This is a genomic window from Demequina sp. TMPB413 (assembly GCF_020447105.2).
GTDB lineage: Bacteria > Actinomycetota > Actinomycetes > Actinomycetales > Demequinaceae > Demequina.
Genome location: NZ_CP096184.1, coordinates 1,457,398 through 1,479,779, shown reverse-complemented (window position 1 = coordinate 1,479,779; position 22,382 = coordinate 1,457,398). Strand labels below are relative to the sequence as shown.

Genomic DNA, 22,382 nt, shown 5'->3' with positions numbered 1-22,382 from the left:
GCGTGACGGTGTGGGGTGGCGGTGCCTTCCGCTTGCGCGGCGCGACGCCTCGTGGCACCTGGCATCGCGCTACGACGATCCTACGGTCCCATGTGCCTCAACGAACGACGCGAGCCAACGTTTCCCTCACCACGCCTCTGTGGTCAGGATCATACGTGCCCGCCCGGCTCACGAGCACGAGTTCTTCCACGGACGCCAACCCGGCGAACGCCGTCACCGCGAGCACGGCTGGGGTCGACAAGGCGCCCGTCGCGAGGCCCACCCCCGCTGCCAGCGCGAGCGCAGCCCCCGTCGCCCTGTTCAGGTCGGTGTGCATGACGTTGAAGCGGCCGAAGCGACGTTTTGTGATGGCCATGTTCGCGATGCGAGTGAGTGCGACGAACGCGATGGCGGCAGCTGCAGCGGGCACGATCGTGAGCTCCACTGTCACGATGACGGCGTATGTTGCGGCCACAAAGAAAACGGCATCCGCTACGGAGTCCAGCCGTGCGCCCCTCGCGCTCTCAATACCGGCACGCCGCGCCCACCAACCGTCGATGACGTCCGTTGCGCAGCCAATCGCGAAGATCCACAGTGTTGCGCCTCGCGCAGGCGCTACTGCGGCGAGCGCGAATGCGAGGGGAATCCGCGACGCCGTGACGATGTCCGGCCCCGTGAGACTCGGCATGACAATCGGCATGCCGAGAGCCTAGGGTTTCGGGGCTGACGGGGCGAGTGCCAAGAGGCCCACGCCCACCAAGAGGCGTGACGTGAAACTCGCCGACAGATGGTTGACTCGCCTTATGAAGATCGTGTCAGGACCCGATGTTGTCGAGCGGGAGGAACTGCCCTACCTCGCTTTCAGGGATCGCATCCCGTTCAGGGGGCTAGCCGTCCACACTGCCGCCATGCGCACCGAACTGGCCAGATGGCTTCAGGCCCACCCGGTTGAGGTCGCAGGGCCCCCGTTCTTGCGGCTGCACGTCGTCGATCTGTCGGACAGGGCGACGGTCTCCGTTGCTGTACCGGTGGCCAACCGTGAGGAAGCCGAGGCCGCCGTGGCCGCGGCACTCGAGGCTGAGGAGAAGCGCATCGTCGCCGACGCGGTCCCGCCAGGGCGTTTTGCGACGCTGACCTATATCAATCACGGCATCAGGGCGAACCGCCTGCTGACGACGTGGTGCGTGGAACAGGGGCATGAGATCGACCGTCTGCGCGATGAGACGGGCAATACCTTTGTCGCGCGCACTGAAACCTATCTGACGGATCCGGCGGTGGAGCGCCGGGCTTCCCGTCACGAGGTGAGGCTCGATCTCAAACTGGCCGACTAGGGCGAAACGCCCCTAGTCAAGCGTCAGGAGCACGAGTCGGTCGTCTCCTTCGCGCAGGTCCCCACGCCCATCGGTGTTGCCCGTGAGCAGGTAGAGCCCTCCATCGGGGCCGGCTGCCACGTTGCGAATGCGACCGTAGCCATCGATGAGCACGTGGGGGCTCGCGACGCCTTCCCCGGTGAGCGGGATGCGCCACAGTCGCTCGCCGCGCAGCGCGCTCACATAGAGGCCTTCGTTCGTCGCAGCCATTCCGGATGGCGAAGCCTCGTGGGTCGGCCACTCGACCACGGGGTAGGTCAGGCCGTCGACCGTCTGTCCTAGCTGCGTACCCTCTGGTGCGCCTTCGGTGGCCTCGACCATAGGCCACCCGTAGTTGTGGCCCGCCTGGATGAGGTTGACCTCATCGAGGGAACTTTGACCGAATTCCGAGGCGTACATGCGTCCGTCGGCCACCCATGCCATCCCTTGAACGTTGCGATGCCCGTACGTCCACACTCTCGAATCGAAGGGATTGCCAGGTGCGGCCCCGCCGTCGGCGTCCGTACCGTCGGCGATCAGGCGCAGGATCTTTCCCGCGAGCGAGTCCTTGTCTTGAGCGAGGTCGGGGTTGCCAGCGTCCCCTGTCGACACATAGAGATAGCCATCCGGACCAAACGCCAGCCTGCCGCCGTCGTGGTTGCGCGCCTTAGGGATTCCCTCGAGGATGGCGGTCGGCTCGCTCAGTGAGGAGCCGTTCAGCGTCATTCGTAGGACGGAATTGCCGCTGGCCCTCGTTTGGTAGACGTACAACAGCGAGGGGTCGTCAGGGTGAAGGGCAAGACCCAAGAGGCCCGCCTCGCCTTGGGAGTCATTCGCCGACGCGAGGTTCTGGGCGCCGGGCCCCGACAGCGGCGTGGCGGTCCCGTCAGGTGCAATGCGCAGGATGCGGCCGGCGTCGCGCTCGGTCACGAGTACGTCGCCGTCAGGAGTGAAAGCGAGCGACCAGGGGATGTTGAGCCCTGTCGCAATCTCCCGCTCGCCCGTGACACTGATCTGCGTCACACCTCCTATCACCTGTGGTCCGTCCGCGGTCGACCGAGTACCGCCGTCCCCCGTGATCGGTGGCTGGTCAGAGACCCCCAGCGGGTCTTGATCCGTGCCTGGCGTGGAATCGCACGACGCTGCCACGAGGACCGCGGACGCGCACGCGAGGCCCCTCGCTAGACCCTTGAGTCGGCTCTCGGTTCCCGACCTCACGGCGCCTCCATCGTCCGGGCGACAGGCGCACCCAAGTCGTCGAGTGTGATGGGTCGCGAGTACCACCAGCGTCGCGTCACTCGCTCGACCTGGAGCGAAGCGATCACGGCAAGCGCCACGGCGAAGGTGACCCTCGCGTCGGCGACAGTGAACATGGCCACCGCTACACCGGCGGCCGCGACGGCCGGTCGGAACAGCTCAAGCGAACTAAACACCATGGAATTCACGCTAGATCGCACCTGCCATGGTGACAACCTGGCGATCGAGAAACTGACGAACGCGAGGATGGTGATGGGAAACCACCACCACAGCATCGCCTCGCCCGCGCGCACGTAGTGGTCGAAGCGCGCGGGCGACGACAGCGCGTCGAGGGCCGCCACCAGCGCGACGGGAGCGACGAGTGCGACCAGGGCAACTATCCCTCGCAGAGCTCCCTTCGCCTCGATGCCGCGGTGGTAGACGCGACCATCTCTGCCCATCGCCGCATGGATTCCAGCGGTGCCCGCGTGCTGGAGCACGACGATGCCGATGAGCACCACGACGCCCAGGTCCCGCCAACCGAGCGACTGAAGAACGTCCGTCACGACAGCGCCCCCAGGTCGGTTCTCAGACCCATGATGGGTCGCACGATGTGCTCGGGCCTGGGGTACAGGTTGGTGACGGAATCGCAGCGCAAGTGGTACGCGGCGGCAGTGCCAGCTGCGGCGTGCTCGAGGAGCACGAGCGCTGGCAGCGCGCGGCGCATCGACATCCCGCCATCGTGGCGAGAGATGGGCTCGGTCATCCTGGTGCGGTGAAGTACCCAGCCGCCCACCATGGCCCACAGCCCGGGATCGACGTCAAAGTGCGCGAAGGCCGACACCTGGGAGCGGGCGGTCTGGGCGAAGAAGGGTGTGAGATTTGCGCGCCCAAGGTGGTGAAGCACCGCCGACGACACCACGATGGTGCGGTCAGGATCGGCCATCCACAGTGAGGGGTCCAGGGCGTCGCCGACGCGAAACGTGACAGGTATCTCCTCGGCGGCGGCGAGGCGTTGAGCAGCGTCGATCAACAGATGGTTGAAGTCGAGGCCCATGTACGTGACGTCGTCGCCAAGGGCGCCAGTGGCGGCGAGCACGCGCGTGGCGTAGCCGATGCCGCAACCGAGATCAACGACGTGGATGGGTCCTAGAGCGGACTCGCGGAGCGTCGTGATGATCGGACGGAGGGCGTGGGCCATCACGTGGGGGACATGCACAAACTCGCTGAGCCTTGCCAACTCGAGGTGCACCGCCAAGAAGACCGAGTCAATCGCCGCTGCGTCCAGAACTCCGCCCGAGTCGGGGAGTGCCTCCACGAGGCGCGCCGCGCGCGGTTGGTCGGACGCACGCAAACGGCCGACGGCGTCGGCCTTGAGTACCGGTACCCGGTCGCCATCGCCGTCGACGGCCCACAGCACGTCAAGAATCTCGAGCTTGTCAGGCGCCACGCCCACGCGCACTCCTTTCGAGAATCTGCCTCATTGGACCTCGCGCTTCACGCGCACGGACAGGGGCTCAGGCCCCCGCCTCGAGGATGCTGAGCCAGTTGCCAGCAGGGTCTTTGAACCAGGCCACTTGCGGCATCTGACCGGAAGGGTCCCTCGCCACCCCGTCGTCGTCAGTGAACGACGTTGCTTCCAACGAGACCCCAGCCTCCGCGAGTCGCCGCGCAGTCTCGCCCACGTCCGCGACAGGAAACATCATCACGGTGTGCGAGGCAGGAACGTGGTCCTCCTTCTCGTAGATCATGAAGGTGGCGCCGTTCTTGAAGCGCAGGTTCAGGATGGGCGCGCCCGCGTCGACGACCGACGCATCGATGCCGAGGACGTCGCGATAGAAGGGGACGGCGCGCTCGACGGAGTCCGTCGAGAAGGTGCCGATTGCCTCGCTGGATCCGAGCATGGTGGTCTCCTCTCCCCACTAGTGTCGCTCGCACACGGCTATCGCGCCCGATAGACTGGATTCCAAGAGCACTGACCCGGCAATCACCGGTGAGCTTGCGGAAGAAACCACACGACTCGTCGTGGGGGAGTAGAACCGCACGGGCAGCCCGTCATAGCGGCGCCTCCTTGGAAGAGGGGGCATGAGAGGCACGGTGGTCCCTCACGGGGCCGGCGGGCAAGCGAGGTGGTACCGCGCAACGTCTCTCGAGGGACTCAGTTCCTTGAGGCGGTGCGTCCTCGCATGAGTTGACCTGATGCCAGTACCGCCCTTGCCCGCTTGACCAAAGGATTTCCCGTGAGCGACGCCCGCTACCCGCTGCATCGTCCGGCAGGAGAGGTCTCTTCCTCGCCCAGCTTTCCCTCCCTTGAGGAGGACGTGCTGGCGTATTGGAAGGCAGACGACACTTTCCAGGCGTCGATCGACAACCGCGACGACGCCGAGGAGTTTGTCTTCTACGACGGACCCCCTTTCGCGAATGGTCTGCCGCACTACGGCCACTTGCTGACGGGTTACGCCAAGGATGTGGTTCCCCGCTTCGAGACCATGCGCGGCAAGAAGGTCGAACGCCGCTTTGGCTGGGACACCCACGGCCTGCCAGCGGAGCTCGAGGCCGAGCGCATCCTCGGGATCACCGACAAGGCCCAGATCGACGAGATGGGCATCGCCGCGTTCAACAAGGCGTGCCGCGACTCGGTGCTCAAGTACACCGACGAATGGGAGGCCTACGTCACGCGCCAGGCCCGCTGGGTGGACTTTGAGAACGACTACAAGACGCTCGACGTGACGTTCATGGAGTCGGTGATCTGGGGCTTCAAGCAACTCTATGACAAGGGGCTCGCCTACGAGGGCCACCGCGTACTGCCGTATTGCTGGCGCGACGAGACCCCCCTGTCCAACCACGAGTTGCGCATGGACGACGACGTCTACGCCGACCGCCAGGACCCGGCGCTGACGGTGTTGTTGCCGTTGGTCGACGCTTCCGGCACCCTCGCCGACGCCTCCTTGCTCATCTGGACGACGACGCCGTGGACGCTGCCCTCCAACCTTGGCGTGGCCGTGGGGCCCGACATCGACTACGTAGCAGTGCGCCCCACCGAGGGCGAGTTCGCAGGACGCAACGTGGTGCTGGCCGAGAACAGGCTCACTGCCTATGCGCGCGAACTTGGCGAGCCAGAGATGGTGACCCGACTGACTGGCGACGACCTCATCGGGCTCGGCTACCGTCCGCCGTTTGCCTACTTCGCGGGTCATGAGAACGGGCACCGAGTCCTTGGCGGCGAGTTTGTCACCACAGAAGACGGCACCGGGATCGTGCACCTCGCGCCCGCGTTTGGTGAGGACGACATGGCGGTGTGTGCCGCAGCTGGTATCGAGCCCGTCATCCCGATTGATTCCAAGGGACGCTTTACCAGCGAGGTGCCTGACTATGAAGGTCAGCAGGTGTTCGACGCCAACGCCGCCATCATCAAGGACCTCAAGGCCGCAGGCCTGGTCTTGCGCCACGAGACGTACAACCACAGCTACCCGCACTGCTGGCGCTGCCGCAATCCCCTCATCTATCGCGCCATCGGTTCCTGGTTCGTGCGCGTCACCGAGTTCCGCGACCGCATGGTCGAGCTGAACCAACAGATCACCTGGGTGCCCGAACACATCAAGGACGGCCAGTTCGGCAAGTGGCTCGAGGGCGCGCGCGACTGGTCGATCAGCCGCAACCGTTACTTCGGCACCCCCATCCCCGTGTGGGTGAGCGACAACCCCGAGTACCCGCGGATGGACGTCTACGGCTCGCTCGAGGAGCTGCAGCGCGACTTCGGGCGCCTGCCGCTCAACGAGGACGGCGAGCCGGACCTGCACCGGCCGTACATCGACGAACTCACGAGGCCAAATCCCGACGACCCGTCCGGGGCGTCCACCATGCGGCGCATCACCGACGTGCTCGACGTGTGGTTCGATTCCGGCTCCATGCCCTTCGCTCAGGTGCACTACCCCTTCGAGAACGCCGACTGGTTCGATTCGCACTACCCAGGCGACTTCATCGTCGAGTACATCGGCCAGACCCGCGGGTGGTTCTACACCTTGCACGTGCTCGCTACCGCGATCTTCGACCGGCCAAGTTTCTCGACATGCGTGAGCCACGGCATCGTGCTGGGAAGCGACGGCCGCAAGATGTCCAAGTCGCTGCGCAACTACCCGGACGTCAACGAGGTGTTCCACCGCGACGGATCCGACGCCATGCGGTGGTTCCTGATGAGCTCGCCCATTTTGCGCGGCGGCAACTTGGTGGTGACCGAGGAGGGAATCCGCGAAGGCGTCCGCCAAGTGATGCTGCCCCTGTGGTCGACGTACTACTTCTTCACGCTCTACGCGGGCGCGGCGAATGGCGGCGCTGGCGTGCTGGGCAAGGCCATTGACGACGCCCGGGTCGCCTCCTTGCCTGTCATGGATCGCTACGTGCTGGCCAAGACGGCGGAGCTCGTGGAGACGGTGACGGCGCAGATGGATGCCTTCGACGTTCCAGGGGCCTCCGACGCGCTCGCCCAATACATGGACCTGCTCACCAATTGGTACGTCCGTACTCAGAGGGACCGCTTCTGGGACGAAGACGCCGACGCTTTCGACACCCTCTATACGGTGCTCGAGACCATCACTCGTCTTGCGGCACCGCTGTTGCCGCTCACCACAGAGGAAGTGTGGCGCGGGCTCACCGGCGGGCGCTCCGTGCACCTGACCGACTACCCCGTCGCGCCGGCGGCGTGGTCTGACGCCACCCTTGGTGGAGCCATGGATCAGGTGCGCGAGGTCGTCTCGGTGGCGCACGCCTTGCGCAAGCGCGAGCAGATCCGCGTGCGTCAGCCGCTCGGCGCGCTTGAGGTGGCGGTGCCGCAGCCGGAATCGCTGCGCCCGTATGTCGCGTTGATCGCTTCTGAGCTCAACGTCAAAACGGTCGTGAGCGTGACGATCGAGGCGTTCGTCAAGGCCAACCCGGTCGAGCGACGGCTCACTGTGAACGCGAGGGCGGCGGGGCCGCGCATCGGCAAGGCCGTGCAAGACGCCATCAAGGGTTCCAAGACGGGCGCGTGGTCGGAAGTCGACGGAGTGGTGACGTCGGGCGGCATCGCCCTCGAGCCGGGGGAGTACGAGCTCACCACCGTGATCGGCGCAGGGGGAGACGACGCACTGGTGGCGTCGGTGTTGCCTGGTGGCGGTTTCGTCGCTCTCGACACGACGCTCACTCCCGCCTTGGAGGCCGAGGGTTATGCGCGCGATCTGATCCGCACGATCCAGGACAAGCGCAAGGCTGAGGGCCTGAACGTCGGCGACAGGATCGCGCTGACCGTGACGGTGCCAGAAGAGCGGGTGAGTGCTGTCGAGGCGCACCGCGAGCTCATCGCCCGCGAGGTGCTCGCCACGTCCCTCTCCGTCACTGCTGGAGACGAAGCGGTGGCGGTGGCGAAGGCGTAGTCCGCGGCAACAGGAGGCAGCCGGCGCGGTCGTGGCGAGCGTCGGCTGACTCTTTGGGCCGTGGCGCCCACGCGAGCACGCCTCAGGTCACGCTCGTGAGCACGCCGCCATCGGCCCGAATCGCTGCGCCATTGGTCGCGGAAGAGAGCGGACTAGCCAAGTACAGTGCGAGGCTCGCGATCTCTTGTGGCTCGATGAAGCGCTCGAGCAGCGACGTGCGGTTTTCGGCGATGATGGCGGACGCGAGGGCCTCGGATGGCACCCCCTGCGCTTGAGCGATCTGGCCGATCGCGTCGGCGACGCCGTCGGAGAGCGTCGGCCCGCCGAGAATCGAGTTGACCGTCACCGCGGTGCCCCTTGTCAGTTTCGCGAGCCCGTTGCTGAGGGCGAGCATGGCAGCTTTGGTGACGCCGTAGTGGATCATGTCGGCGGGCACGTTGACCCCGGACTCGCTCGCGATGAAGATCACGCGGCCAGAGCCCTTCGTGATCATGTGTGGCAGAGCGTGCCGCGAGAGGCGTACAGCGCTCATCAGGTTCACCGTCAGGTAGCGCTGCCAGTCCTCATCCGTGATCGAGGCGAAGGGCGCGACCTCAAAGACGCCGACGTTGTTGACCAGGATGTCCACCTCGCCCAGCGAGGCGAGGAGGCGTTCGACGTCCGCATCGTTTCCGAAATCCGCCGCGATTCCCGAAACGTTGGCGTGGGGGACGGCCTCTTGCAGCCGCGCGACAGCCGACTCAACACCCCGTTGGTTTCTGCCGTTGATGACGACCGACGCTCCCTCGCGGGCGAGTGCCTCTGCGATCGCAAACCCGATTCCTTGAGTGGAACCGCTGATGAATGCCCTCTTGCCAGACATGTGCAAATCCATGGGGTCCTCACGTTCTCTGGCAGCCGCTGCCACCCGGTGGTCACTTGCTTGATCAAGTGAAAGATAGGCGGGATCACTTTCCCAGTCAAGCCATAGGCGACCGGGCGGCGCGTCCCTTCGCCTAGACTGTGGCCATGTCAGACACGGTCGATTCCGCGTCGCTCATGGGTGACGACCTGGAGACCTGGGCGGCCCTCGCCACCGTTCTCGAGCAACTGCCATCCGCTCTGGACGCTCAATTGCTGGCAGACGCTGGCCTCACTCACTTCGAGTACGGCATCTTGTTTGCCTTGGCGAGCGCGCCAGATCGTACTCTCAGAATGAGCGTGTTGGCGGGCTACGCCAACAGCTCGCTCTCACGTCTGTCGCGCGCAGCGACCCGGCTCGAGTCGAGGGACTGGATGAGCAGAGTCACCGACCCAGCAGACGGGCGCTACACGCTAGCGGTCCTCACGGATGCGGGTCGCGGCAAAGTCGATGACGCGACACCAGGCCACGTGCAGACCGTCCGCGCCATCGTGCTCGATCAGTTGACTCAGGCCCAGAAGAGGCAGTTGCGCGAGATCAGTCGGCGCATCGCGCGGGCGATCAGCGGCGATGAAGGCTGGCAGCCCACCTACTCGACGGTCGAGCCGGTCACCGACAGCGAGGCGCCCAAGAAGAAGATGTCCCGATAGGGCGCGGTGTAGAAGTCCTCGCCGGTGTTGTCCACGACCTGCGAGTCGCGGATGGTGAGAGTCCCGGTGCGGTCGTTGGAGACGTAGAAGATCCCGGGACCGCCCTCGTCGGCGTAGTTCCCTGAGATCTCGGTGCCTGCAACGAGGAAGTGGAACGTGTTGCCGTCGCCATAGATGCCGCCGCCATTGCCGCCGAGCCCTGACGAGGCTCCAGTCCCGGTGGCGCGGTTGTCGGCGACGATCGAGTTGAGCACCTGGATCGAGGAGTGCAACCCCGAAACGGCACCGCCGTTGGCGCAAGAGTTCCCCTCGAACGTCGAGTTCACGATGTAGTGGGTGGCGGCGCTCAGAGTCAGGCGAACGGCGCCGCCGCCAGCATCGGAGTGTTGCGTGATGCAACGATTGTTCGTGAAGGCCACGTTGACGGCCTTGAACTGCCCGCCTCTCATCGCAATCGCTCCGCCCCCGCCGCCGCCGCCAACACCGTCGAAACCGGCAGGGCCGTTGGTGGCATTTCCCTGCGTCAAGGTGATGTTCTGGAACACGATCAGCGGCGTCGTGTGGTTGTTGCAGTTCGACGTGAGCCAGCCAAACTCCTCCTCGCAAGCGTTCGCGTAGAAGATGCCGCGAGCATCGGCTCCGCTGAGCGTGATCAGCCCACCACCGTCGAGCACCATCTTTTGAACGGGGACGCCGCCTTGCCAAGGATGAGCGCAGTTGTGGGTATTGCACGTGTAAAGAGTGCGATCGAGAGTGATCGTGAGCGGCGCCGGGCCACAGTTGAACACGATCACGCCGCCGCCGCGTACGGCCGACGCGAGCGCCGCGGGCGTGCACGACGCGGCACTGCCGTCACCTACCACGTGGTCAGGAGACGACACGTCCTCCTCGAGGGCCGCGGTAGGTACGGTCGCACCGCCGGAAGGGTTGCCGGTGCGCGTGTACACGATGGAAGAGGCGAGCTCTATCGGTGTATCAAAGGGGTAGGTAGCGCCCACGTCGGCCACGACGACCGCTTGATCTGGATCCACAGGGGGAGTGACGTCGGCGTCAACGGGGGCAGTCGCGCAAGCGGCCGTGATGCCCACCGCGGCACACGCAACTGCAACGAACAGGACATTTCGGCGTCGGCGCACCGCACCACTGTAGCGACGGACACGCACGCGTGCTCGCTCAGGAAGTGCGCGCCCCACCGCGCCACGTGGGAGAGTAGTGCCCATGAGCGATGCCGACCTCGGCGGTCTCAGCCTGGAGCAGGCCGAGCGCGAGATTTACGCCCACATACTTTCCCGCAATCCTGAACACGACTTCGAGCCAAAACTCGATCGTGTGCTTGAGGCGTGCACCCTACTGGGGGACCCTCAACGCGCATACAAGGTGATTCACCTGACGGGGACAAACGGCAAGACGTCCACGGCGCGGATGACGGAATCACTCGTGCGCGCCCATGGGCTACGCACCGGTCTCTTCACCTCGCCGCACCTCAGTTCGGTACGCGAGCGCATCGCGATCGACGGCGAACCGATCAGTCAAGAGAGCTTTGTTCGCCTGTGGGCGGAGGTCGCGCCTTTCATCAGGATCGTCGATGCGCGCTCCGCAGACGCAGGCGGGCCGCGCATGAGCTTCTTCGAGGTGCTGACCGTTCTCGCCTTCGCGGCGTTTGCCGACGCTCCCGTTGATGTCGCGGTGATCGAGGTGGGCATGGGCGGAGTGTGGGACGCCACGAACGTCGCCGACGCCGACGTCGCGGTGATCGGCCCGATCGCCTTGGACCACGAGCGCTGGCTCGGATCGACCCTTGCAGAAATCGCGAGGGAGAAGGCAGGCATCGTCAAGCCGAATTCTGTCGCCGTCGTCGCCGAGCAAGCCGACGTCGCGATGGAGGTCATCGCGGCAACGTTGCCCCAGGCGCGCTTTGTGTTGAGAGAGGGAGAGGACCTCGAGGTGGTCGATCGCGCCGCCGCTGTGGGTGGGCAATTGCTCACGCTGCGCACCTCGTCGGCGACGTACGAGGGAATCTACGTGCCGCTGCTCGGCGCCCACCAGGCCCGCAATGCCAGCATGGCTCTCGCTGCCGTCGAGGCGCTGTTGGCCGACGGAGGGGAGCCTTCCTCGCTTGCTGGCGACACGGTCGAGGCTGGCTTCGCGGCCGTGACGTCTCCCGGCCGACTCGAGATCGTGCGCACGTCGCCAACGATCATCGTTGACGCCGCTCACAACCCGCACGGAGTGGGGGCGCTTGCCGAGGCGATGGACGAGTCCTTCGCGTTCTCGACGCTCGTGGGCGTGGTTGCTGTGCTCGACGATAAGGACGCCGACAGCATTCTTGCTGGTCTCGAATCGCTCTTGGACAGCATCGTCGTGACCAGGTCGAGCTCGCCACGAGCGATCGATCCTGATCAGTTGGCCCGCATGGCGATCGTCCACTTCGGCGAAGACCGCGTCGTGACGGCGCCAGATGTGCCCACCGCGCTTGACGTTGCCGTTCAGCGTGCGGAGCGCGACGACGATATGGGCGGAGGGGTACTCGTGGTCGGTTCGATCACGCTGGTCGCCGACGCGCGGGTCCTCTTGGGCGCCGACGCTCCGCCGCGCCACGGCAGGCGCTCGTGACCTCTCAAGAAGCGGGCAGGGCTCAGCGCTCGGCGCTGGTGGTTTTCACTCAGACCACGTTGCTCTTGGAGTCGCTCGCGACGTTCTTCGCGACCTTGGTGACGTGGGGCCTTGGCAGGGCAGAGGTGGTCGACGTCTCGGCAGGCGCAGTGTGGTTCTCTGGCTCGGCCTTGGCTGCGGGTTTCGCCTTCGCCTCCGGTCGTGCGAACACGAAGTGGGGTCGGATACTCGGCTGGGCGCTGCACGCGCCGCTCATCGCAGGGGCAGTATGGGTGCCAGCAATCGCATTTGTGGGCATCATGTTCCTAGGGATTTACGCGCTAGGGGTCAGGCTCGGCACGCGCATCGACGCAGAGCGGGCCGAGCGCGCCGCGAGTGACACCGCGCAGGAAGGAACGACGTGAGCCGCTTTCTCACGAGGATGGGTCTGGCTATGGCTGTCGCAGCTGTCGGCCTGAGCATGATGTTCTACTCGTTCGAGCGCTTGTCGCTTGTGCAGTTGGCGCACACCCTCGACCAGGGAGACGGTAGGGCGCCCGGGACCGTGCAGGCATCGCTCTTTGTGGGGCTAGCGCTGCTCAATCTGTCGGCGTTCTTCGCGCTCTTTCGGTGGGCAAACTATCTACGGGAGTACCCGAGGACGCCGCAGGCGCCCGTCTGGTTTCTGCTCACCCTGCTCTTGGTGGGCGGCGCGGCTACGGTCTGGGCGCTCGCGACGCACGCTGGCTGGCTGCGTACCCTCGATGAGGTGCCACTGAGCGTGCATTGGGGATACATCGCTTTCCAAGTGGTCGCCGCGATGCTAGTGCTCGTTCCCTTGGTGTTGCTCGGTGCCCGCTGGTCACCTGGCTACAAGCACCAGCCCGTCCACGCTGCGTAACAGCGAAGGGCGCTGTGCCCTCGCACCGCGACACCCTCACACGGTGAGTGCGGAGTGCACCTCATAGGCAGACAGCACCTCGCGCCCTGACAGCGCCGCAATCTCCATCAGGAACGCAAAGGACACGGACGCGGCGCCGCCGCGCGTGAGGAGGTCGGCCACCGCCCCGGCCGTGCCGCCCGTGGCCAAAACGTCGTCGATCACGAGCACCCGCTTGCCCTCGATGCCAGTCGGGTTGAGCGATAGTTCCGACGCCCCGTATTCGATCGTGGCGTCGGCCTCCAGCAGTTCTCCTGGCAGCTTGCCCTTCTTGCGGACCATCGTGAGCCCCACGCCGAGGTCCTGGGCAATCACAGGGGCGAAGATGAAGCCACGCGCGTCGACGCCTGCGATCAGGTCAACCCCTTCGCCGGCAGGAGGAGTGAGGGCATCGCACGCCGCCCTGAAGCGCTCTGGACTCGCAAGGATAGGAGCGATGTCATAGAACAGCACCCCCTTCACGGGGAAGTCGGGGTAGGTGGCGAAGTCGGCGAGCGTGATCATGGTGCCATCCTGGCAGAGCGGCCAAGGCGTTAGGCTCGCTGGCATGACAGAACGCACCCTGATTCTCATCAAGCCCGACGGAGTGAAGCGCGCACTGGCAGGGGAGATCCTGCGCCGCATCGAGGCGAAGGGCTACACGCTCGTCGCCGTTGAACTGCGGACAGCGACTCCCGAAATTCTCGCGAAGCACTACGAAGAGCATGTGGGAAAGCCCTTCTACGAGCCGCTCGTCGAGTTCATGATGTCCGGCCCCTCGCTCGCGATCGTGGCGGAGGGCGACAGGGTCATCGAGGGTTTCCGTTCACTAGCCGGTCCCACAGACCCGACGACGGCTCCGCCAGGAACCATTCGGGGTGACCTGGGCAGGCAGTGGCCGACCAAGGTCATCCAGAACCTGGTGCACGGCTCTGACAGCCAAGCCAGCGCCGCGCATGAGATGGGCGTCTGGTTTCCAGAGCTTCGGTGACGTGCCGTGGCGCCGTGCCGCGGTGCGCTCACGCTTCACTAGGCTGAGCCCGTGCATCTGAAGACGCTGACGCTGAGAGGATTCAAGTCCTTCGCATCGGCGACCACCCTCGAGTTCGAGACAGGCATCACCTGTGTCGTGGGCCCGAACGGTTCCGGCAAGTCCAATGTGGTGGATGCCCTCGCCTGGGTGATGGGCGAGCAAGGCGCCAAGACGCTGCGCGGCGGGAACATGGCCGACGTCATTTTCGCGGGCACGTCAGGACGCCCGCCGCTCGGGCGCGCCGAGGTTTCGCTCACGATCGACAACACCGACGGTGCGCTTCCGATCGAGTACAGCGAAGTGACGATCACCCGCACGCTGTTCCGCTCGGGCGGTTCTGAGTACGCGATCAATGGCTCCTCGTGCCGCTTGCTCGACATCCAGGACTTGCTGTCGGATTCCGGCCTGGGCCGCGAGATGCACGTGATCGTTGGCCAGGGCCAGCTCGACGCGGTGCTCAGGGCCACTCCAGAAGAACGCAGGCACTTCATTGAAGAGGCCGCGGGGATTCTGAAGCACAGGCGGCGCAAGGACAAGGCGCTGCGCAAACTCGACGCGATGCAGGGAAACCTCACGCGCGTGCAGGACCTCACCGCCGAGATTCGCCGCCAGCTAGGCCCGTTGGGCAAGCAGGCGGAGGTGGCTCGCCAAGCACAGTCGATTCAGTCCCAAGTGCGCGACTCCACCGCGAGACTCCTCGCCGACGACATCGCCACGCTCGCGTCGGCGATCGCGGAGGAGCGTGCGGACGAATCGGCGCTTCTCGAACGGCGCGCTCAGGTGGAGAAGGCCCTCGCGGAGCACCGCGGCGCATTGGCGGAACTTGAACGTGCGTCGGCGGAGGCAACGCCTGCGCTCACTCGCGCCAACGACACGTACTACCGCTTGTCATCGATTCGCGAGCGCTTGCGCAATCTCGGGGCTCTCGCCGAGGAACGCGTGAGGATGCTCGGTTCGTCGATCGATTCGACTCCCCCGACCGACCTGGTCGATCTGGCCGAGCAGCTTGAGCGCGCTCACGTGGCTCGTGAGGAGCTCGATGCAGAGGTGCGCGAGGCGGCGGTGGCGCTCGAGCAGGCAGAGGCGGTGCGAGCGGAGGCCGAGCGCACCGCGGAGTCAAGCGAGAAGCACTTGGCGAATCTGCTCCGCTCCGTCGCTGACCGCCGTGAAGGCGTTGCGCGGTTGGCGGGTGACGTGGCTGCCAGGCGTTCTCGCATTGAGGCGATGGAGGCCGAGATCGGCCGCCTGCGCGAGGCGCAGGCCCAGGCGGACAAGCGCGCGCATGAGGCCAACACGGAGTTCCAGCGCCTCGAGACAACGGTGGCCGACGTCGAGCGCGGAGAAGAAGACCTCGACTCCGCCCACGAGGCGGCCGTGGAGGCGTGGGACGCCGCGAAGGAGAAACTCGAAGACGTCAAGCAGCGCCTGAGGGACGCCGAACGCCAGCGGGACACGTGGTCGGCAAAGGTCGAGGCGCTCAACCTGTCACTCGCGCGCAAGGACGGAGTGGGAGAGCTTCTCGCCGCGGGAGTGCGGTCGGTGCGAGGCACGGTGGCGTCGCTGATCGAGGTGACCGATGGCGCGGAAGACGCCATCGCCGCTGCCCTTGGGCCTCTCGCAGAGGCCGCGGCTGTCGACTCCGTCGGAGATGCCGTCGACGCGATCCGCTGGCTCAGGGACGAGGATGCCGGCCGCGCACGCTTTGTCGTGGCCGATCCAAGCGCCACGGCGGTCAACCCGCCTCTTGCGCTACCTGACGGAGCGCAGTGGGCTTCCGAGCTGATTTCCGGCTCCGACGCTTTTGCCGCGACGGTGAGGTCGTTTGTCGCCGGCGTCGCGGTGGTTGACGATCTCGCATCCGCCCGATCGCTCGTCAACGATCACCCCGACGTGGTGGCGGTGACGAGGCGTGGCGACCTGCTCGGCTCACGCAATGCTTCTGGGGGCGCAGGCGACGCGCCGAGCATCATGCACCTCCAGGCCGCTTACGACGATGCCGTCGCGCATCGCGATGACGCCGCTCGCCTCATCGAGAGCGCACTTTTCGAGCAGCGCGCGGCCGAACAGACTGAGGAGCAGGCACGCGAGGACCACGACGCGACGCTTGCGCGGCTCAATGAGTCAGACGCCCGCATGTCCGCCGTCGCCGAACAACTTGGGCACCTGTCGGCTACTGCGCGATCGGCCAGGGCCGACGCTGAGAGACTCGCTTCCCAAGTGGAGCAAGCGAGTGCGCGTATCGCGAGCGACGAAGAAGACCTCGAGGGCCTGGTGCAAAGGCTGGGCGCCGCGCAAGCGGAGCCGGAGCAGACGGAAGCCGACACGGCCGACGCGCAGCGCCAACGCGACGCCGACGCCGTGGCGGCCCAGCAGGCGCGGGCCAAGGAGACGGAGGCTCGCCTCGCTCTGCGCACAGGAGAGGAGCGGTCGCGCGCGCTCGCCGCACGCGCGGAGAGCCTCGAACGGACGGTCACGGCAGAACGGGATGCGCGAGCGAGGGCAGAGGAGGCGGCTCAGCGCCGCGAGCGTCAGTCTCTTGCCGCCCGCGAGGTCATCGCCGGGGTGCTTGCGACGATGCCGCACATCGACTCGGCAGTCGCGAGGGCCGATGACGCGCGGGCGCAGGTCGAGGCGAGTCGTGCGGAACGCACGTCTGCGCTCACTGAGGTGCGTGTCCAAGTGGACCAGCTGGCAGGGGAGTATGCGCGACTGACCGACGAGTCACACCGCGACGAAGTGGCGCGAGCTCAGCAGCAGGTCCGACTGGAACAGCTTCAGATGCGTGCCGTTGACGAGCTGGGGCTCGACCCCGAACAACTCGTCGAGGAGTTTGGCCCTCAACACGATGTGCCGATGCTTGGTGAACACGGCGAGGAACAGTTCGAGCCCTTCGTGAGGGAGGCCGTCGAGAAACGGCTGCGCACCGCCCAGAGAGCCATGGGCCAGTTGGGCAGGGTCAATCCGCTCGCGCTCGAGGAGTTCGCCGCGCTTGAGGAGCGCCACAAGTTCCTTCAGGACCAGGTGTCGGACATCAAGTCGTCTCGCGACGACCTCTTGGACATCGTGAAGGAGATCGACCAGCGCGTCGAGAAGATCTTCGCGGAGGCCTTCGCGGACACTGCGGAGCAGTTCGAACGCATCTTCCCGCGCCTGTTCCCTGGTGGCGAAGGCAGGCTCGTGCTGACCGACCCCAAGAACATGCTGGAGACCGGCATCGAGGTCGAGGCCCGCCCCGCAGGCAAGAAGGTCAAGCGCTTGTCGCTGTTGTCGGGAGGCGAAAGGTCGCTCACGGCGGTCGCGATGCTCGTGTCCATCTTCAAGGCGCGGCCCAGCCCGTTCTACGTCATGGACGAGGTCGAGGCCGCTCTCGATGATGCCAACCTCGGCAGGCTCTTGGAAATCTTCACCGAGCTTCGCGATGACTCGCAGTTGATTGTCATCACGCATCAGAAGCGCACCATGGAAGTGGCCGACGCCCTCTATGGGGTCACGATGCGCGGCGACGGGGTCACGACCGTTGTGAGCCAGCGGATGGGCGAGCACTTGTAGCTCCCGGCTGGCAACAATCGGGCTTGCCGCCCGTGTTATCGAGTGGGCGCGCGTGCCGCGTCCCCACTCTGGATCCTCTCAACGGCGAGAGTAGTATGTCTGAAATGTCCGTTATGAAGGGTCGAGTATGTTCCGCTACATGATCGATGTCATCGCGTGGGCGGTGACCTTCTCCTTCCTCGCATTCATCCTCGCTTTTGCCGCCGAAGGGCGCGGCGCGCATCTCATGCGCGTCCTGCTGGGCCTCGCCCCGCGCAAGCATGGGCTCGAGGCCTTCGAGTCAGTGCCGCGCGACGATGGCGACTGGCGCGTCATCGCAGCGCTCGAAGAGCCGGAGTTCCCTCGCAGGACTTCATTCTCGGAGGCGACAGTGCCGAGCGACGCCAGCCCACGAAGCGGCGTGCCAGCGTAAGCGCGAGCCCCTTTCGTTTGCGAGACTTGCACCATGGACGTCTCGTGGATTCCCGGAAGCGCCGACGCACTCGTCGTCGGCATCGCGGCAGCGCTCGCCCTTGGCGGCGGGTGGTTCGGTTGGCGTTCGCGCCGCCAGTCACCGCCCTCTGACACGGATCGCAGCGCCACGCTCGGCGGCGAGCGGCCGAGTGCCTCGCCTGAAGCGGAAGCCCCGATCGGCACGGCCGTCGCCGAGCTGCCGGAAGAACCCTCGACGCGCTTCGCGCGCAGGACCTCACGCATCGGCGGTGCCTTCGGCGCACGCTTGAGCGGATTCTTCGGTCGCAGTGACTATGACGACGATGCTTGGGACGAGCTCGAGGAGGCGTTGCTCACCGCAGACGTCGGAACGACCATGACGGAGAGAATCCTCCTGTCCGTGCGCGGACGGGTTGACGCGGGAGAGTCATCCGCACGAGATGCGGTCCGCGAGGCGCTCATTGAGGCCATGGAGCCGGACGCCCAGCGGGACCTTCTCCTCGGTAACCCAGGGGCAGGAGAACTCGCACCCGTCCTGATGGTCGGCGTCAACGGCGTCGGCAAGACCACGACCGTCGGCAAGCTCGCACGCGTTCTCGTCGCCGATGGCTACTCCGTCCTGTTTGGCGCAGCTGACACGTTTAGGGCGGCCGCCGCCGATCAGCTGGAGACGTGGGGGTCGCGCGTCGGAGTCGACACGGTGCGTGCCGACAAGGAGGGTGCCGATCCGGCTTCTGTCGCTTTCCAGGCCGCGCAGACGGCGCGAGAGCGCGGAGTTGACGTGGTGTTGGTCGATACAGCAGGCAGGCTCCAGAACAAGGCTGGCCTCATGGATCAACTGGGCAAGGTCGCTCGAGTGGTCGAAAAGGTCGCTCCCGTGCGCGAGGCTTTGCTCGTGCTCGACGCTACGACGGGCCAAAACGGCCTCGTCCAAGCGAAGGTGTTCGCGGAGGCCGTGCCCCTGACAGGAGTGGTGCTCACCAAGATGGACGGCACCGCCAAGGGGGGAGTGGTCATCGCCGTGCAGAACCTCCTCGGCGTCCCCGTGAAGTTCGTTGGTCTCGGCGAAGGCGTCGACGACCTCGCACCCTTTGACGTCGAAGCCTTTGTCGACGGGCTCCTCGACGACTAACGTCTCCCTTCCCGCGCGCATGAGCGCGTAGCGCCACTGCCCCGCAAAAGTTTCCACCCACCACACACGACCGACTCCGTGCCGTAACGCGGACGCGTCACGCTAGGCGCAGTCGACAGCTGCGTCGGCGCTGAGGAATCCGTGACTGGGAGGACACCGTGGTGGTTGATGCGGGCAATACGGCTTGGATGATCATGGCGACGGCACTCGTGCTGCTCATGACGCCTGGACTTGCACTGTTCTATGGGGGCATGGTGAGCGCCAAGTCGGTGCTCAACATGATGATGCTGAACTTCGGCGCCATGGGAGTGGTCGCCGTGGCGTGGAGTCTTTGGGGCTACAGCCTCACATTCGGGCCCAGTTGGGCGGGTGGCCTCGTGGGAGATCCCAGCACCTATTTCGGTCTCAACGGGGTATCAGACACTGACAGTCTCGGCGCAGGCACCGGCGTCCCCTTCTTGGTGATGGTCGCCTTCCAGGCGACGTTCGCCATCATCACGGTCGCACTCATTTCCGGCGCGGTCGCTGACCGCACCAGGTTCGGCCCCTGGCTGGTCTTCGTAGGCCTTTGGCTCACCGTCGTCTACGCGACCATCGCCCACGCGGTGTGGGGAGGCGGTTTTGCCTCCGCCGACGGATGGATCGCCGGCGCACTGTCGACCCCTATCGACTTCGCTGGCGGGACGGTGGTGCACATCAACGCCGGCGCGGCCGCCTTGGCGCTCGCGCTCATTCTTGGCCCCCGGCTGGGATTTGGCAGGATCGCGTTCAAGCCGCACAACATGCCCTTTGTGCTCATGGGCTCCGCGCTCCTGTGGTTTGGATGGTTCGGCTTCAACGCAGGTTCCGAATTCGCGGCAGATGCCACGGCTGGGCGCGCGTTCCTCAACACCCTCGTGGCGCCGGCCGCCGCCATGCTCGCGTGGTGCCTCGTCGAGCGCCTGCGTGATGGAAAGCCCACGTCGCTAGGTGCCGCCTCTGGCGTCGTCGGCGGATTAGTTGCGATCACCCCTGCCGCGGCCGCCGTCGACACGTACGGTGCGCTCGCTATCGGCGTCGTCGCCGGAACCCTCTGCGCGCTCGCGGTGACCCTGAAGTACCGCTTGGGTTACGACGACTCGCTTGACGTCGTGGGCGTCCACCTGGTCGGTGGACTCGTCGGCACGCTCATGATCGGCTTCTTCGCCAACCTCGACGAAGGCACCACGTGGGCGCCTGAAGGGGCGCTGAACGGGCTGCTGTACGGAGGGGACGTCACGCAACTGGTTTCCCAAGCACTCGTGGCCGTACTCGCCCTCGCGGTGTCCTTCGCAGGAACGGCGATCATTGCGCTCCTCATCAAGTACACGGTTGGCTTCCGTGTCGACGCTGACGTGGAGCGCAACAGCATCGACATTGCCGAGCACGGCGAGGCGGCCTATGAAGACGCATAATCCGATTTCTGAGCTTTCGCCTCCTGAAATCGACCGCGGCAACATGACTTTTACCTGGCCCGCCATTTCGTAACGGTACGGAAACGTTCGAGCCGTTCAGGGGAAACCGTCGTGCGGAAGGGTGACTCTTGACTAGCCACACGGTTAGCGAAAAGGAGAGACAGAAACATGGATAGCCCAAACGTTGCGTGGCTCCTGACTTCTGCATCGCTCGTTCTGCTGATGACGCCCGGCTTGGCGTTGTTCTACGGTGGTATGGCGCGGGGCAAGTCGGTCCTCAACATGATGATGATGTCGTTCAGTGCCATTGGCGTCGTCGGCGTTCTCTGGGTCCTTGTCGGCTTCTCGGTGTCAGCGGGGGACACCGTCGGTGGCTGGTTCGGAAACCCGAGTTCCGACTTTGGCATGCAGAACATCTTCCAAGTCGGCACGGAAACAGAGCCTGTCGCTGGCGATGAAACCGGCCTGATTCTGGCCGCCTTCGGCGCGACCTTCGCCATCATCACGGTGGCTCTTATCTCTGGTGCGGTGGCAGACCGCATGAAGTTCAGCGCGTGGATCATCTTCTCCGGCCTGTGGGCCGTGCTGGTGTACTCGCCGGTGTCGCACTGGGTGTGGGGCGGCGGCTTGCTGTCTTCCGACTACCTGTTTGCCGACATGACCGCTCCTCAGGACATCGCAGGTGGAACGGTGGTGCACATCAATGCGGGTGCCGCAGCGCTCGTCCTCATCCTCCTGCTGGGCAAGCGCAAGGGCTTCGGCAAGGAAGCGATGCGTCCCCACAACCTTCCGTTCGTCATGCTGGGCTCCGCCCTGCTGTGGTTCGGCTGGTTCGGCTTCAACGCCGGCTCGTGGTGGGAAGCCGACGTCTTCGCGGCACAGATATGGCTGAACACGCTCGTGGCTCCCGCCGCAGCGATGCTCTCCTGGCTGCTCGTTGAGAAGATTCGCGACGGCAAGGCGACCTCCCTTGGTGCAGCCTCCGGAGTCGTCGCAGGCCTCGTGGCCATCACGCCTGCAGGTTTGTCGGTTTCGCCTCTAGGCGCCATCGTGATCGGCCTGCTCGCGGGTGTCGCATCGGCCCTCGCGATCGGACTCAAGTACAAGCTGGGCTACGACGACTCGCTCGACGTGGTCGGAGTGCACCTGGTGTCCGGCATGGTCGGAACCCTGGCCGTTGGCCTCTTCGCGACCGATGTCAACGCCTTCGGCGACGCCGGTCTGTTCTACGGCGGTGGCGCAGGCCTGTTGCTGGCCCAGTTCCTCGCGGCGATCATCGTCATCGCGTACTCGGCTGCGGTCACGCTGGTCATCGGACTGGCCCTGAAGTACACGATCGGTCTTCGCGTGAGCGAGGATGTAGAAGTGGCGGGCATTGACTTCGCCGAGCACGGTGAAACCGCATACGAGGAGGCGAACCAACGATGAAACTGGTCACTGCGATCATTCAGCCACACCGCGTTGACGAGGTCCGCGCCGCCATCGAGGCGGTCGGCGTCAAGGGTGTCACCGTGTCGGAGGCAGCCGGCTACGGACGTCAGAAGGGTCACACCGAGGTCTACCGCGGTGCCGAGTACACGGTCGACCTGGTTCCCAAGACCCGTCTTGAGATCCTCGTCGAAGACACCGACGCTGTTGCGGTGACGGACGCCATCGTGTCCGCCGCTCAGACAGGCAAGATCGGTGACGGCAAGGTCTGGGTTGTTCCTGTTGACGACGTCGCTCGAGTTCGCACTGGCGAGCACGGCGCCGACGCGCTGTAGAACAGC

21 protein-coding genes are annotated in these 22,382 nt (G+C 65.6%); 13 read left to right on the top strand and 8 right to left on the bottom strand.

The window, feature by feature from the left end; all coding sequences use genetic code 11:
• Window positions 1-97: 97 nt before the first annotated feature.
• Window positions 98-679 (bottom strand): CDP-alcohol phosphatidyltransferase family protein, encoded by a 582-nt coding sequence (locus LGT36_RS07170; protein WP_226264610.1) that lies wholly within the window; start codon window positions 677-679, stop codon window positions 98-100.
• Window positions 680-782: 103 nt separating this feature from the next.
• Between LGT36_RS07170 and LGT36_RS07165 the strand changes: the two genes are divergently transcribed.
• Window positions 783-1,310, top strand: coding sequence for a hypothetical protein (locus LGT36_RS07165; RefSeq protein ID WP_226096469.1), 528 nt, complete (start codon window positions 783-785; stop codon window positions 1,308-1,310).
• A gap of 12 nt (window positions 1,311-1,322) precedes the next feature.
• On the opposite strand, the gene LGT36_RS07160 is transcribed toward LGT36_RS07165, so the two are convergent.
• From LGT36_RS07160 to LGT36_RS07145, 4 genes are all read right to left on the bottom strand, one after another.
• On the bottom strand, window positions 1,323-2,351 hold the full coding sequence (locus LGT36_RS07160) for a sorbosone dehydrogenase family protein (protein WP_226096470.1): 1,029 nt from the start codon (window positions 2,349-2,351) through the stop codon (window positions 1,323-1,325).
• A gap of 191 nt (window positions 2,352-2,542) precedes the next feature.
• A complete protein-coding gene (locus LGT36_RS07155) occupies window positions 2,543-3,130 on the bottom strand; it encodes a hypothetical protein (protein ID WP_226096471.1) in 588 nt (195 codons plus the stop codon).
• Window positions 3,127-4,020 carry a class I SAM-dependent methyltransferase gene (locus tag LGT36_RS07150; RefSeq protein ID WP_226264609.1) on the bottom strand — a complete coding sequence of 298 codons (894 nt, stop codon included), beginning with the start codon at window positions 4,018-4,020 and terminating at the stop codon, window positions 3,127-3,129. Before LGT36_RS07150 ends, LGT36_RS07155 begins: the two co-directional genes overlap by 4 nt.
• 61 nt (window positions 4,021-4,081) lie before the next feature.
• A complete protein-coding gene (locus tag LGT36_RS07145; protein WP_226096473.1) occupies window positions 4,082-4,468 on the bottom strand; it encodes a VOC family protein in 387 nt (128 codons plus the stop codon).
• A gap of 336 nt (window positions 4,469-4,804) precedes the next feature.
• On the opposite strand from LGT36_RS07145, the gene ileS reads away from it, so the two are divergent.
• Complete coding sequence (ileS, locus tag LGT36_RS07140; protein ID WP_226096474.1) at window positions 4,805-7,972, top strand: isoleucine--tRNA ligase; 3,168 nt, start codon at window positions 4,805-4,807, stop codon at window positions 7,970-7,972.
• Between the two features lie 82 nt (window positions 7,973-8,054).
• Here ileS and LGT36_RS07135 read toward each other — a convergent pair whose 3' ends face one another.
• A complete protein-coding gene (locus LGT36_RS07135) occupies window positions 8,055-8,834 on the bottom strand; it encodes an SDR family NAD(P)-dependent oxidoreductase (RefSeq protein ID WP_226096475.1) in 780 nt (259 codons plus the stop codon).
• Window positions 8,835-8,980: 146 nt separating this feature from the next.
• On the opposite strand from LGT36_RS07135, the gene LGT36_RS07130 reads away from it, so the two are divergent.
• Window positions 8,981-9,523: a MarR family winged helix-turn-helix transcriptional regulator gene (locus LGT36_RS07130; RefSeq protein ID WP_226096476.1), complete on the top strand. Its 543-nt coding sequence runs from the start codon at window positions 8,981-8,983 to the stop codon at window positions 9,521-9,523.
• On the opposite strand, the gene LGT36_RS07125 is transcribed toward LGT36_RS07130, so the two are convergent.
• Entirely contained in the window at window positions 9,463-10,659 is a 1,197-nt protein-coding gene (locus LGT36_RS07125; RefSeq protein ID WP_226096477.1) for a hypothetical protein, read from the bottom strand. The two genes, LGT36_RS07130 and LGT36_RS07125, sit on opposite strands and share 61 nt — an antisense overlap.
• Before the next feature lie 82 nt (window positions 10,660-10,741).
• Here LGT36_RS07125 and LGT36_RS07120 point away from each other — a divergent pair, with 82 nt between their 5' ends.
• The 3 genes from LGT36_RS07120 to LGT36_RS07110 are packed head-to-tail and all read left to right on the top strand — an operon-like array spanning window position 10,742 to window position 13,016.
• Window positions 10,742-12,136: a folylpolyglutamate synthase/dihydrofolate synthase family protein gene (locus LGT36_RS07120; RefSeq protein WP_226096478.1), complete on the top strand. Its 1,395-nt coding sequence runs from the start codon at window positions 10,742-10,744 to the stop codon at window positions 12,134-12,136.
• On the top strand, window positions 12,133-12,540 hold the full coding sequence (locus LGT36_RS07115; RefSeq protein ID WP_226096479.1) for a DUF4233 domain-containing protein: 408 nt from the start codon (window positions 12,133-12,135) through the stop codon (window positions 12,538-12,540). Before LGT36_RS07120 ends, LGT36_RS07115 begins: the two co-directional genes overlap by 4 nt.
• Before the next feature lie 29 nt (window positions 12,541-12,569).
• A complete protein-coding gene (locus LGT36_RS07110; protein WP_226096480.1) occupies window positions 12,570-13,016 on the top strand; it encodes a hypothetical protein in 447 nt (148 codons plus the stop codon).
• Window positions 13,017-13,052: 36 nt separating this feature from the next.
• On the opposite strand, the gene LGT36_RS07105 is transcribed toward LGT36_RS07110, so the two are convergent.
• Window positions 13,053-13,559 (bottom strand): adenine phosphoribosyltransferase, encoded by a 507-nt coding sequence (locus tag LGT36_RS07105; RefSeq protein ID WP_226096481.1) that lies wholly within the window; start codon window positions 13,557-13,559, stop codon window positions 13,053-13,055.
• 43 nt (window positions 13,560-13,602) lie between these two features.
• Here LGT36_RS07105 and ndk point away from each other — a divergent pair, with 43 nt between their 5' ends.
• From ndk to LGT36_RS07070, 7 genes are all read left to right on the top strand, one after another.
• On the top strand, window positions 13,603-14,025 hold the full coding sequence (ndk, locus tag LGT36_RS07100) for a nucleoside-diphosphate kinase (protein WP_226096482.1): 423 nt from the start codon (window positions 13,603-13,605) through the stop codon (window positions 14,023-14,025).
• Window positions 14,026-14,076: 51 nt separating this feature from the next.
• Window positions 14,077-17,616 carry a chromosome segregation protein SMC gene (gene smc / locus LGT36_RS07095; protein ID WP_226096483.1) on the top strand — a complete coding sequence of 1,180 codons (3,540 nt, stop codon included), beginning with the start codon at window positions 14,077-14,079 and terminating at the stop codon, window positions 17,614-17,616.
• A 139-nt stretch (window positions 17,617-17,755) separates the two neighbouring features.
• Complete coding sequence (locus LGT36_RS07090; protein ID WP_226096484.1) at window positions 17,756-18,028, top strand: hypothetical protein; 273 nt, start codon at window positions 17,756-17,758, stop codon at window positions 18,026-18,028.
• 33 nt (window positions 18,029-18,061) lie between these two features.
• On the top strand, window positions 18,062-19,180 hold the full coding sequence (gene ftsY, locus LGT36_RS07085) for a signal recognition particle-docking protein FtsY (protein WP_226096485.1): 1,119 nt from the start codon (window positions 18,062-18,064) through the stop codon (window positions 19,178-19,180).
• 188 nt (window positions 19,181-19,368) lie between these two features.
• Window positions 19,369-20,613 (top strand): ammonium transporter, encoded by a 1,245-nt coding sequence (locus tag LGT36_RS07080; RefSeq protein ID WP_226097074.1) that lies wholly within the window; start codon window positions 19,369-19,371, stop codon window positions 20,611-20,613.
• A gap of 168 nt (window positions 20,614-20,781) precedes the next feature.
• Complete coding sequence (locus LGT36_RS07075; protein ID WP_226097073.1) at window positions 20,782-22,041, top strand: ammonium transporter; 1,260 nt, start codon at window positions 20,782-20,784, stop codon at window positions 22,039-22,041.
• Window positions 22,038-22,376, top strand: coding sequence for a P-II family nitrogen regulator (locus tag LGT36_RS07070; RefSeq protein WP_226097072.1), 339 nt, complete (start codon window positions 22,038-22,040; stop codon window positions 22,374-22,376). Before LGT36_RS07075 ends, LGT36_RS07070 begins: the two co-directional genes overlap by 4 nt.
• Window positions 22,377-22,382 lie beyond the last annotated feature (6 nt).